Source organism: Enterococcus avium (assembly GCF_002891025.1).
In the GTDB taxonomy this organism is placed as follows: Bacteria; Bacillota; Bacilli; order Lactobacillales; family Enterococcaceae; genus Enterococcus_A; species Enterococcus_A avium.
Map to the genome: position 1 here is coordinate 289,106 of NZ_NBSL01000002.1, position 12,446 is coordinate 301,551.

At 39.1% G+C, this 12,446-nt stretch carries 13 protein-coding genes, 1 tRNA gene and 1 other annotated feature; of the genes, 10 read left to right on the forward strand and 4 right to left on the reverse strand.

Translation table 11 applies throughout. The features are described from left to right. Positions 1-41 precede the first annotated feature (41 nt). Entirely contained in the window at positions 42-317 is a 276-nt protein-coding gene (locus AUF14_RS01515; RefSeq protein ID WP_016180862.1) for a hypothetical protein, read from the forward strand. 45 nt (positions 318-362) lie between these two features. Here the strand turns inward: AUF14_RS01515 and AUF14_RS01520 are convergent. The 4 genes from AUF14_RS01520 to AUF14_RS01535 all read right to left on the reverse strand — a co-directional run bounded on the left by AUF14_RS01520 (position 363) and on the right by AUF14_RS01535 (position 2,752). Continuing rightward, positions 363-436, reverse strand: a tRNA-Arg gene (locus AUF14_RS01520). Positions 437-495: 59 nt separating this feature from the next. Beyond that, the gene (locus tag AUF14_RS01525; protein ID WP_048719123.1) at positions 496-1,335 is read right to left on the reverse strand and encodes an alpha/beta hydrolase; all 840 of its coding nucleotides are present in this window, start codon (positions 1,333-1,335) and stop codon (positions 496-498) included. A gap of 101 nt (positions 1,336-1,436) precedes the next feature. Then, positions 1,437-2,105 (reverse strand): O-methyltransferase, encoded by a 669-nt coding sequence (locus AUF14_RS01530; RefSeq protein WP_016180389.1) that lies wholly within the window; start codon positions 2,103-2,105, stop codon positions 1,437-1,439. Continuing rightward, positions 2,105-2,752 (reverse strand): uracil-DNA glycosylase, encoded by a 648-nt coding sequence (locus tag AUF14_RS01535; RefSeq protein WP_016180390.1) that lies wholly within the window; start codon positions 2,750-2,752, stop codon positions 2,105-2,107. Before AUF14_RS01535 ends, AUF14_RS01530 begins: the two co-directional genes overlap by 1 nt. 119 nt (positions 2,753-2,871) lie before the next feature. Continuing rightward, positions 2,872-2,943 (forward strand) — a sequence feature (ribosomal protein L21 leader region). A gap of 20 nt (positions 2,944-2,963) precedes the next feature. Here AUF14_RS01535 and rplU point away from each other — a divergent pair. The 9 genes from rplU to AUF14_RS01580 all read left to right on the forward strand — a co-directional run bounded on the left by rplU (position 2,964) and on the right by AUF14_RS01580 (position 12,418). After that, positions 2,964-3,272, forward strand: a complete 309-nt coding sequence (gene rplU / locus AUF14_RS01540) for a 50S ribosomal protein L21 (protein WP_010740661.1) — start codon at positions 2,964-2,966, stop codon at positions 3,270-3,272. A gap of 17 nt (positions 3,273-3,289) precedes the next feature. Continuing rightward, positions 3,290-3,640, forward strand: a complete 351-nt coding sequence (locus tag AUF14_RS01545; protein WP_016180391.1) for a ribosomal-processing cysteine protease Prp — start codon at positions 3,290-3,292, stop codon at positions 3,638-3,640. Between the two features lie 12 nt (positions 3,641-3,652). Next, the gene (gene rpmA / locus AUF14_RS01550) at positions 3,653-3,946 is read left to right on the forward strand and encodes a 50S ribosomal protein L27 (RefSeq protein WP_010745708.1); all 294 of its coding nucleotides are present in this window, start codon (positions 3,653-3,655) and stop codon (positions 3,944-3,946) included. A gap of 108 nt (positions 3,947-4,054) precedes the next feature. Next, complete coding sequence (locus AUF14_RS01555) at positions 4,055-4,321, forward strand: SemiSWEET family transporter (protein ID WP_016180392.1); 267 nt, start codon at positions 4,055-4,057, stop codon at positions 4,319-4,321. Between the two features lie 298 nt (positions 4,322-4,619). Then, positions 4,620-5,987 carry a Trk system potassium transporter TrkA gene (gene trkA, locus AUF14_RS01560; protein ID WP_016180393.1) on the forward strand — a complete coding sequence of 456 codons (1,368 nt, stop codon included), beginning with the start codon at positions 4,620-4,622 and terminating at the stop codon, positions 5,985-5,987. A gap of 12 nt (positions 5,988-5,999) precedes the next feature. Further along, a complete protein-coding gene (locus tag AUF14_RS01565) occupies positions 6,000-7,439 on the forward strand; it encodes a TrkH family potassium uptake protein (protein ID WP_016180394.1) in 1,440 nt (479 codons plus the stop codon). A gap of 437 nt (positions 7,440-7,876) precedes the next feature. Next, entirely contained in the window at positions 7,877-10,651 is a 2,775-nt protein-coding gene (locus tag AUF14_RS01570) for a sigma-54-dependent transcriptional regulator (protein WP_016180395.1), read from the forward strand. Positions 10,652-10,852: 201 nt separating this feature from the next. Next, complete coding sequence (locus tag AUF14_RS01575; RefSeq protein ID WP_016180396.1) at positions 10,853-11,353, forward strand: PTS system mannose/fructose/N-acetylgalactosamine-transporter subunit IIB; 501 nt, start codon at positions 10,853-10,855, stop codon at positions 11,351-11,353. 75 nt (positions 11,354-11,428) lie between these two features. Next, positions 11,429-12,418 carry a mannose/fructose/sorbose PTS transporter subunit IIA gene (locus AUF14_RS01580; protein WP_016180397.1) on the forward strand — a complete coding sequence of 330 codons (990 nt, stop codon included), beginning with the start codon at positions 11,429-11,431 and terminating at the stop codon, positions 12,416-12,418. Positions 12,419-12,446 lie beyond the last annotated feature (28 nt).

Here is a 12,446-nt window from a genome sequence, read left to right on the forward strand (position 1 = left end):
ATCAGGCTTTCTAGTATAGTGGTTCTGAGGGAGGTGAAGACATGGAAAATCTTATTTTAGTTGGTCACATCGTTTTTGGGTTCGCTTCATTTGTTGGTTCATTATTATTGACGATCGGTTTTAGAAATACTTTCGCCAAACTGACGGGAATCCAAAAATCAGGCATCGTTTTAACCGTTGCCAGTCTTTTCGGTACGATCGCCTTTGCGATGCTCACGAAAGGGAATGTCATGGGGGCAGTACTTTTCATCGTATTGGGATTAGCAATGTGTGTTTTACTTGTGGCACCAAAAGCAGTGAAAACGAAAATAAAATAATAAAGAAAAACCGATAGAGACTCAAGTCTCTATCGGTTTCTTTGACATCACAGGAGGGATTCGAACCCCCGACCGTCCGCTTAGAAGGCGGATGCTCTATCCAGCTGAGCTACTGTGACAGTAGTTTTGCAACAAGAACTATTATAGAAAAACTACCTTTGCTTGTCAACCTAATTCGTTATTTTACTGATTCGAAAAGATATTCCTTGATCAGTTTCAATGTTTTAGGATTTTCGATGAGTGATCCGTGATCTGCTTGTTCCTCGACAATTATTTCCTTATATTTTTCACTATTTCCATAAATCAGACGGCCAGCCAAGACGCTCGTTAGCGGCACAGTGGTGTCCGTGTTCTGATGATCAACGTTACCGGCAATATTATAAACGGTGATGTTTTTAGGAATATTCTTTTTGTTTTTCAAATAATAATTCAGTAATTCACTTTTGGCCTTTGGTTTGGTGAATGAGTTGCTGTTGTCATTGTATTCCCAAGAGGTATCATTATAAGGTGTACCTAGTGTAATCAAATGATAGAGGGCAGGATCATCGCTTTTTTGTTCATTCTCCAAATAACCGGTAATGATCAATCCGCCGTTTGAATAGCCTAAGTAATCATAAGTGTTAAACGTATATTTTTTTTCGGCATACGCTAAAGCCTGTTGAAACCAACGAGATTGTTTCGGTAATGAGGGATCTGAACCATCTTCAAAGGCGACGGCGATAATGGGCCGTTTTGTCTCTTTCGTAAAATGGCCTGAAGAGGTGATAGAATCATCTTTATTTACCGTAATTTTTACTTCCTCCACACCTTTTTCCGTTTGTTTTAATGAATCAACCAAACTATCGAAGCGATCAACATCCCCATTGGTTCCCGGAACCATAATCACTGGTGCTGGAATCGCTAAAGAGGTGTCCCCATTCTTTATTGCGTGTACATGATCTTTTGCTTCGAAAAGGAGTATTCCGAGGATGCATACGACTAAAATTGCTAGGATGCTCCCGATTTTTTTGTTTTTCATAGGCAATTCCTCCATTTCAGTTTCCTAGTGTACGCCGATTTTTCTCAGGTACAAGTAAAAAAGACGGAAATTCAAAAAAGATTCAAATTTCCGCCATACATCTATTTATTTTTAGAAATCAGTGCTACGCCATCACCTAAAGGTAGTAGGGTGGAAGTAAGCTCTGATGATTTAGTAATTTCCTCTAAGAATTCATTTAAATGCCGATGGATCGAACGATTTTTACGTGGAATCTCTTCGATCGGCTGCAGCACCGTGCCTGCTTGGAAAACATCATCTACCATCAACACCCCATCGTCTGATAATAAACGCAGACATTCCGGCAAGAAGGTGATGTATTTTGATTTCGCGCTATCCATGAAAATAAAATCGTAAGGACCTTCTAGACTGCTGAGTAAATCTGCCGCATCTCCTTCTAATAGAGTGACTTGATCAGTTAAACCAAGTTTTTCAAAATTTTTCTTTGCTTTTTCGATCATGACAGGGAAACGATCGATGGTCGTTATTTTTGCGTCTTCGCCAAGGGTTTCCGCCATCAAACTAGCTGAAAAACCAATAGCGGTACCAATCTCTAAGACATTTTTTGGCTGTTTTTGTTTTAATAAAAATTGCAGGAAGACTACCGTTTCATGTGGGATTACAGGTACGCCATTTTCATGAGCCAGTTCTTCTAATTCGCCTAGTGATCCAGTCAGTTGTTTTTGTTCTGTTCGCAGATAGTGCAGGATATCTTCATTAATAATTGGGCGGTACATCATTTCATTGCGCATTATATTTCCTCTTTCTCTAGTAGTTTTCCGATGTTTAACCAGTCGGTCGCTATTTTTTCTTTCAGTGAACGATTATAGAAAATCGCTGCCGGATGAAAAAGCGGGATGACTGTATATTCTTTTTTGGTTGGTTGATAGTTATTCTGTTCTCGGTTCAGCTCTAACACAGGACCATGGTAAATTTCCCCGTGTCGTTCGCTGATCTGCCACTTTGGTCCTAGTAAGCGCTGTAGTCCAATATTGCCTAAAGTCGCGATGATTTTTGGCTGAATTATTTCCAATTCATAATCCAGAATTGGTGCATGTGCTAGGATTTCTTTTTTATTTGGTGTTCGATTGGGATAAACAATTTCGTTTTCTTGTGTCCGTTTGTTTAAACGTTGCACGACTTTATAGGGACGACTTCTAACTGCGCTGGTGATATATGTGTTTTCTCGAGTAAGCCCGATTGACGCCATCACTTGGATTAATTCTTTTCCCGCTGCACCAGAAAAGGGAATGTGATTTACTACTTCTTTACGACCGGGGGCTTCACCAACCAACATCAACTTCGGGTGGAGCGGTCCTTGTCCGGCGATAAAGCCTTCAAGCTGAAATCCTTTTGAACGTTCTTCAACGAACGTGACCAAACTATTTGGATAGTCCATTTACTTCGCCTCACTTTGTCATCCTCCTAATAGTAGAAAAAACCAAGGCATGCGTCAATAATTAATCATTGACTTGACCTATCTTTTTTAGTAAACTATGAATGTTGTAATTGTGGAACTCACAGCTACAACCGCACAGAACAAGTTATTAAGAACTTCGGTCACTTGGGATGGCGAGTCTAAGTATTTATTATAAGGAGGTGCCACAAGCATGTACGCAATCATCAAAACTGGCGGTAAACAAATCAAAGTTGAAGAAGGTCAAGCAGTCTACATTGAAAAATTAGACGTTGAAGCTGGCGAAAAAGTTGTCTTCGACCAAGTAGTTTTAGTAGGCGGCGAATCTACGAAAGTAGGAGCTCCTATCGTTGAAGGTGCAACTGTTGAAGGAACTGTTGAAAAACACGGCAAACAAAAGAAAGTCGTTACTTTCAAATACAAACCTAAAAAACATTCACACCGTAAACAAGGTCATCGCCAACCTTACACTAAAGTTGTCATTGACTCAATCAAAGCATAAAAAAGAAGGTGCCTAAGTTGATCAAAGGTACATTCACTCGAAATCAAGCAGGACTAATCAGCGAATTTACTTTGACTGGTCATGCTGAAGCCGGTCCTTACGGTAGCGATATCGTTTGTTCCGCTGTTTCCGCATTAGCCATCAGCACAGTAAATAGCTTGGATGCATTAGCAGGTGTCACTCCGAATATCGAAACCAACGATGCTGAAGGTGGTTATCTTCATGTAGCGTTGAAGGAAGATGATTCCATGACACAAGAGCAGATGAATATCTCGCAAATTTTGCTGGAGCATTTATTATTAGGCTTGCAATCAATCGAAACTGAATATTTGGATTTCATTGAGATCCAAACAGAATCTAAATCATAGGAGGTGCAGCTCATGTTATTGAATATGAACTTACAATTATTCGCCCACAAAAAAGGTGGCGGGTCAACTTCTAACGGACGTGACTCAGAATCAAAACGTTTAGGTGCTAAACGTGCTGACGGTCAAACTGTTACTGGTGGATCAATTCTTTATCGCCAACGTGGTACTAAAATTTTCCCTGGTGTAAACGTAGGTATCGGTGGCGATGACACATTGTTTGCTAAAGTTGACGGCGTGGTACGTTTTGAACGTAAAGGTCGCGACAAAAAACAAGTGTCTGTATACCCAGTCGCTCAAGAAGCTTAATCGAGTATTGAAGTCCTAATCCTGATTACAGGGTTAGGGCTTTTTTTTCGCTTCTTTTTTTATTTGGGTTAGTATTTTACTAATGAAAAAAGTTTTGAGGTGTGTTTATTGAATAAGAAGGATCGAACAGTACTGATTTTTGGAAGGATCGCTTCGTTTCTATCGGTGATGATGTATGTTTCATATACCCCACAGATTATGAATAATTTAGATGGAAATAAAGGTAATCCAATACAACCCTTAGTAGCGATGATTAACTGTATCTTTTGGGTCATCTATGCTACGATGCAGAAGAAAAAAGATTATCCAATTATTGTTGCGAATATACCAGGTATCTTTTTAGGTGCCATTACATTTCTCACAGCGATAATATAGCGTAGATTAATGTGCAAAGAGTATTTTAAGTAGTAATTTCTGCTTAGAGTGCTTTTTTATTTTATATTCAGATGGAGAGGCTCGTCGAAAAAACAAGTATCCTTTTGCAAATTTTTGTTTACTTTTTCCCTTAAATGGTGTGGATTTTATAATAGTTTTGTTTTTTTCTTGAACAAACCAAAAAATCGCTTTATTTTGAATAATTATGGAAAAATCCTTTTTGCAAAGTCCGTTGTTTTCCTATGTAGAAAAGGCTAGAATGGAGGATAAGAATATCAATTTTTAGCTGGAGGATAGAATGAAAATTATTGTTTTGGGTGCTGGAAAAGTCGGCAAAGCGCTGACTCAGCATTTATCTGATGAAGACTATGATTATGATGTAGTTGTCATTGATTTACATGCTGAAAAGGTCGAGGCAATCGTCAATCAGTACGATGTATTAGGCGTTGTAGGCAATGGAGCTTCTTATGATATTTTATTGGAGGCTGGCGTTAATGATACAGACATCATTATTGCAGTGACAGAATCGGATGAGCTAAACATTTTAGCTTGCTTAATGGCGAAAAAAATGGGGGCTAAAAATTCGATTGCTCGTGTTCGAAACCCTGATTATTTAAAACAGCGGTCCTTTATGCGGGATCAGCTTGGGATTTCTATGATCATTAATCCAGAACTGGAAGCTGCTAATGAAATTCGTCGGATATTGTTGTTTCCTTCGGCGTTTAAAGTGGATACCTTTGTTGGCGGTAAGATCGAGATGGCAGAGTTCCGCTTGCGGGAAAATGCGAAATTGATCAATGTGCCGTTAAATCGTTTGTATAAGATTTCTAAAACCAATGTATTGATTTGCGCAGTTCGCAGAAAAGACGTGCTGATCATTCCTGATGGCAATACAGTCCTTGAACAAGGAGATCGCATCCATGTGATGGGACAACATCGCGATTTAGTTCGGTTTTGTCATGATATTAATTTATTTGAGCAAAAAACAAAACGAGTGATTATCGTCGGCGGTGGAAGAATCGCCTTTTATTTGTCGCGCCAACTTGTAGAGCAGGGAATCGAAGTAAAAATTATTGAAAATAATCCGAAGCGTTGTTTAGAGCTTTCGAGAAAACTCCCAGATGTGACGATCATCGAATCTGATGGCAGCGATGAGGAAGTGTTGATCGAAGAAGGAATCGAAAATGTGGATGCTTTTGTCGCTCTAACTGGTTTAGATGAAGAAAACATCGTGATTTCTTTATATGGCAAACAAATGAAAGCCAAAAAAACGGTCGCAAAAGTTACTCGGACGAATTTTATGGACGTCTTAGATCAATTAGACATTGATAGTATCATTTCGCCGAAGAATATTATCGCGGGACATATTCTGCGTTTTGTACGCGCAAAGAACAATAAAGACGAGGACGGCGGTGTAAGAACGCTTCATCGCTTAGTCAATGACGAGGTGGAAGCGATGGAATTCGTAGTGACACCGCAAACCTGCTTCTTAAATAAAAAAGTTTCTGAGGTTAATTTGAAAAATAATACGTTGATTGCGGCGATCTCAAGAGAACGAGGTTTTGTGATTCCAAAGGGGGATACCCAGATTCGCTTGAAGGATCATCTAGTCGTCATAACAACTAATCGGAAAATTTGTAATTTAAATGATCTGGTAAGGAAATAATGGTGAATCATAATGAATAAAAAAATGGTTCTATTCACATTGGGAAAATTATTAAAGGTCGAAGCGGTTCTGTTGCTTCTTCCGTTAGTAGTCTCCTTCATCTACCAAGAGCACATCGGCCTTTCCTATGCGATCGTAGCGGTATTTGTTTTCTTGGTTGGGTTATTAATGAGTCGAAAGCTTCCGAAAAATCGTAATATTTATGCTAGAGAAGGGTTCTTCATTGTTGGAGTCAGCTGGGTTCTTTTATCGGTTTTTGGCGCCCTTCCTTTTATGCTTACTGGAGAGATCCCTTCTTTTACGGATGCTTTTTTTGAAACTGTTTCTGGTTTTACCACGACAGGCTCATCCATTTTATCTAATTTAGATGGCTTAAGCCATGCAAGTCTATTCTGGCGAAGCTTTACTCATTGGGTTGGTGGTATGGGAATATTAGTGTTCACTGTCGCCTTCATTCCGCTGGCCTCTGGACGCACAATGCACATCTTAAAAGCTGAGATGCCTGGTCCTGTTATTGGTAAATTGGTTTCTAAGGTTCGAGTGACTGCACGAATTCTTTATGTGATCTATGCTGCGTTGACCTTAGTGCAGATTATTTTGCTGATTCTGGGAGGTATGCCAGTTTTTGACAGTATTTTAAATTCGTTTGCGACTGCTGGAACAGGTGGCTTCTCCATGTCTAACGAAGGGATCGCAGTTTACAATAGTGCGTATATTGATGGCGTTATTACGGTCTTCATGATTCTATTTGGAATCAATTTTAATCTGATTTATTTCTTTTTGATCGGAAAAATTGCTCCGGTTCTGAAGAGTGAAGAATTGCGAGGCTATTTAGCGATTATTGCAGGTTCGACTCTTTTGATTACGCTCAACATTGCTTCACAGTATCCGTCTTATTTGAAAGCATTTCGTTATGCGGTGTTTCAAGTGGCTTCAATCATCACCACAACAGGCTTTACCACAACCAATTATGACAAGTGGCCAATGTTTTCTCAAACGATCTTGCTGTTATTAATGTTTATTGGTGCTTGTGCGGGCTCAACCGGTGGTGGAATCAAGGTTTCTCGGATCATTATGCTATCAAAACAGGCTATCCAAGAGTTGAAAAAAATGATCCATTCTCGTAGTGTAACGACTTTGAATTTTGAAGGAGAGGCGATCGCGCCTAAAACGATTAGTAATGTTTATTCTTATTTAGTTCTCTATCTATTGGTGTTTGCAGCGTCATTGCTTATTTTGTCTTTGGAAAATCTTGATTTTCAAACAACCTTTTCTGCTGTTGCAACCTGTATCAATAATGTTGGTCCTGGATTTAAGGCAGTAGGTCCAACGGGAAACTTTGGCTTTTTATCAGATTTTTCTAAGTGGACGCTTTCCTTTGCGATGCTGGCAGGCAGACTGGAAATTTTCCCGATTCTTTTACTTTTTTCAAAATCACTTTGGAAGAGTTAATGGTCAAAGAGCGTATGTTAAAATCTTATCTCGTTTTGAGGTAAGATTTTTTATTATTCATGTGACATTGAAGTAGTAAACTAACCGAGTCGGATTTTTAGTGACTGGCAAAATCCAATAAAAATTTGGCTCTTTCTTGGCAAATGGAAAAATAGTTCCCCGAATAGACGCTTTGGTAAAAAATAAATTTTCTTTTTTGTTTTGAAAAAGAACCGAAGTTATCTTCTATTATAATAGAAGAAACACGACACGGAAAACATAATACCAAAGAAAAAGGTAAAAAAGCTTAAGTATATTTAAGGTTAATTGGGAGAAAATCCCAAAAACTTTCATTTTCAAAAAATATAGTGTATTATTTTGTAGCGAAATATTTGACATTTTAATAAAAACTATAGATGATTGATAATATAGAATACACTAATAAAGAAGGTGACTGAATGGAACGACGGATTGACCGCATTTATCGCTTTGTTTCAGAGAATGCAAATGTAACGACGAAAGATGTAGCGGATTCATTGGATATTCAACGGACAAATGCTAGTAAAGATTTAAATCTTCTTGTTAAGGATGGTCATTTAAGCAAAAGTGAAGGAAGACCTGTTCGCTATTTTGTTTCGAACCAATCAGCAGCAACGTCGTTTGACGCAGAAGTCCCTCAGACGCACGCCCGTGTTGTGGAGCCGCCGGAGAAGAAAATTCTAAATAAAAATACCGGCAATGTATTTACTCAAATTATCGGCTCTACTGGAAGTATGCGTAATGCAGTAGAGCAAGCCAAAGCAGCAATATTGTATCCACCTCGTGGATTGAATTGCTTGATTACCGGTCCAACTGGTTCGGGGAAAACCTTTTTTGCCCATGCTATGTTTCAGTTTGCTCAGACAGAAGGAGTAGTAGAAGCGGATCGCGAATTGGTCGTTTTCAACTGTGCCGACTATGCAAATAATCCTGAATTGTTGATGAGTCACTTATTTGGTTACGAAAAGGGCGCCTTCACTGGTGCAGACACAGAAAAAGATGGTTTAATCCAGCAAGCCGATGGCGGCATGCTGTTCTTAGATGAGATTCACCGTTTACCGCCAGAAGGACAAGAAATGATTTTCTATTTTATGGATCATGGAACCTATAGCCGGCTTGGTGAAACAGGCAAAAATCGTTTTGCGAATGTTCGAATCGTTGGAGCAACAACAGAAGACCCCCATTCAGCATTATTAGACACCTTTGTTCGACGTATTCCGATCAATATTCAAATGCCGGCATTTGGCAGTCGGCCAGCGGCTGAACAATTGGACTTAGTTCGTGTAATGGTGGCAATGGAGGCTAATCGAATTCAAAGGAAAATCACCTTGACAGAAGATGTTGTGAAAGCTTTATTAGGCAGCGTTTCTTACGGGAATGTCGGACAGCTGAAGTCCAATGTACAATTAATTTGCGCCCGCGGGTTCATGAATCATATGATGCAAGAAGAGATTCATATTACTCTAAATGACCTGACTGAAGGGATCAAAGCAGGATTGGTACAGCTTTCCGCTGATCGAATCAAATCAACAGATGTATCGCCATATCTTGAGCCAGAGATGGTGGTCACCCCCAATGAGATCGATGAGTTAATCAAAACAGACACTTATGAATTGCCATATAACTTATATGATATCATCGGTGATAAAGCGGCTTTACTAAAGACAGAGGGTTTGGATCAAGAAACGATCAATCATTTTATTTCTACGGATATTAATGTTCATTTGAAATCATTTTATAAGGATCATGGCTTTACTTTTGATACGGAGACTCGACTGACAGAGTTTGTTGACAAGCATGTGATCGATGTCAGCAACAAAATTGCCGCTTTAGTTAGTGAACGTTTAGATACACATTTCCAACAAAACTTTATTTATGCTATGAGTCTTCACATTTCTTCCTTCTTGAAAAAAATTCATGTTGGAGAAACGCGAGAGACGAATGCCAATATTCGGGAAATGGCGAAGGATTATCCAACAGAGTTTGCAGTAGCACGTGAAATTCGTCGCTTAGTTGAAAAAGAATTTCAAGTGGATATTCCCGACAGTGAAGAATACTATTTGACTGTTCTGCTTGTTTCCTTACGAGAAGATCAGTCTTCAGGAAAAATCGGTGTAGTCGTGGCAGCTCACGGGAATAGTACAGCTACTTCAATGGCTCAAGTCGTTCGTGAGTTATTAGATGTAACGAATATTATTGCTGTTGATATGCCCTTAGATATGCATCCAAGAGTTGCTTACGAAAAGATGCGTGAAGCTGTGACTCAGATCGATGAGGGCAGCGGAGTATTAATCATGGTAGATATGGGATCATTAGCTACATTTAATGAAGAAATTCAAAAAGATACTGGAATCGAAGTTTGTACGCTAGATATGGTCACAACTCCTTTACTTATCGAAGCTGCTCGGAAATCAAGCGTATTAGGTTCAGGAGTAGATGAATTGTATGAGTCCTTACAAGGCTTTCGAGGATATGGTCACGTAATGAATGAAAAAGCAGAACCGCAGGAAAAACAAGCGATTTTAGCTATTTGTGCTTCTGGCGAAGGAACAGCTCAACGCTTAAAGGAAATTATTGAACGACCGTTGCAGCAACGAAATTTGAAGCATATTGACGTATTGACTTTAGCGGTTGCAGACATTAAAACAAAGGTGCCTATCTTTAAAGAAGAATACAAGATTTTAGCCACGACAGGGATCATGGATCCGAAAGTTGGTGCTCCATATATTCCAATGGAGAAATTTATCAATCAAAAAGCTGATCAGATTTTAGATGAGCTATTGCTGGAAAATGATTTGTCTGAACAAGAAGAAGTTGTGTTAGATGCAAACAAAGCACGGGAATTGTGTATCAAGTTTATGGAGGAAAGCTTTACTTTTATTAATCCGAATAAACTGATCGATCCGCTTTGGCGTTTAGCAAAAACCATCATTACTAATGATGGGGTTTCTTCTGAATATGCATTAATGGTAAATTTCGTAATGCACATGGCCGGAACGATCGAACGAGGAATCTTGCAGCAGCCATTGAAAATTGATGAGGAATCAAAACGGATTTATCAGAACGTTACAGATAATGTAGTAATGAATCGTGGATTGAATGAGTTAGAAAGTCAATTACGTATCACAATTCCAACATCAGAACGATACTATATTTATCAATTGCTTAAGAACAATGAAGAAATTAGCGTATAAATAATACACAAAAAGGGATACAGTATACTGTATCCCTTTTTTGTGTATCGTTGAAAAGGCGTTAAATAAAGAAATTTTAATTAGTGTATTTTGGCACGGTACTTGCTTTATTATAGGTGAGTGCCTATGTAATACTGTACTCAAAGAATGTAGCGCAAGTCTTTTAGCATCTGAGCCTTGTAATTTGCAGGAGGTGGTGGGATGGTAATGGATATTCGACTCACTCGGATCGATGATCGTTTGATTCATGGTCAGGTAGCGACAGTTTGGTCCAAAGCAACAGGGATCGAGCGAATCTTAGTAGTTAGTGATGAGGTTGCGAACGATGAGTTGCGTAAGTTTCTCCTAAAACAAGCCGCGCCACCAGGAATCAAGTCCAATGTCGTCACAAAAAGAAAACTGGTTGAAGTGTATCAAGATCAATTGTTTGATGGAATGAAGGTCATGCTGTTGTTTGCTTCTCCGCAAGATGTAGTAGAGGTCGTTGAGGCAGGTGTTGATTTGAAATCAGTCAATATTGGCGGTATGCGATTTGGCGAAGGAAAGAAAATGATTACTAATTTTATTTCTGTGGATAGTAAAGATGTCGAGTCTTTTCTTGATTTAATGAATGCAGGAATCGAATTAGAAATTCGTCAAGTGCCGACAGATCGAAAAACAGATCTGATGCAATTAATCAAAAAAGAGAAGATGCTGCAATAATTAATTTTGGTTACAGGTTTTGTAAGAACTTATTTATATTTTTGAGCTGTAACAATAATAGTAGGAGGTATAAAGATGGTAGGAATTATCATTGCCAGTCATGGTGAATTCGCTAATGGTATCTTGCAATCCGGAGCGATGATCTTTGGAGAACAAGAAAATGTCAAAGCAGTAACTTTGATGCCGAGTGAAGGACCTGATGACGTCAAGGCAAAAATGGAAGAAGCAATCGCCTCTTTCGAAAACCAAGATGAAGTATTGTTCTTAGTTGATCTTTGGGGTGGAACGCCTTTCAATCAAGCTAACAGTCTGTTTGAAGAACACAAAGATTCGTGGGCAATCGTTGCTGGTATGAACTTACCGATGGTTATTGAAGCATACGCTTCACGTTTCTCAATGGAAACGGCGCATGAAATTGCTGCTCATATTTCAGGAACGGCAAAAGAAGGCGTAAGAATTCGTCCAGAGGAGTTAGAACCAGTTGAAGCAGCTCCAGTAGCGGCTGAAGGCGGACAGCCAACAGGTGCTATCCCTGAAGGAACTGTATTAGGTGATGGTCATATCAAGTTTGTATTAGCTCGTGTAGACTCTCGTTTACTTCATGGTCAAGTTGCAACTGCGTGGACAAAAACGACAGGTCCTAGCCGGATTATTGTTGTTTCAGATGCGGTAGCTAAAGATGATCTTCGCAAGAGATTAATCGAACAAGCTGCTCCTCCAGGTGTTAAGGCAAACGTTATACCCGTTGATAAAATGATTGAAATCTCAAAGGACCCTCGTTTCGGAAATACAAAAGCGTTGTTACTATTTGAAAATCCTCAAGATGTATTGCGTGCTGTTGAAGGCGGCGTTGATATCAAAGAAGTCAACGTTGGATCAATGGCTCACTCAGTTGGGAAAGTCGTAGTAAGCAAAGTATTGTCAATGGGACAAGATGATGTTGATACTTTTGAGAAGTTGAAAGCAAAAGGAATCAAGTTTGATGTACGTAAAGTACCTAATGATTCTAAAGACAACATGGATGAAATCCTTAACAAAGCAAAAAATGAATTGAAAAACGCTTAAGCAAGATAATTAACTTAAATAGGAGGGC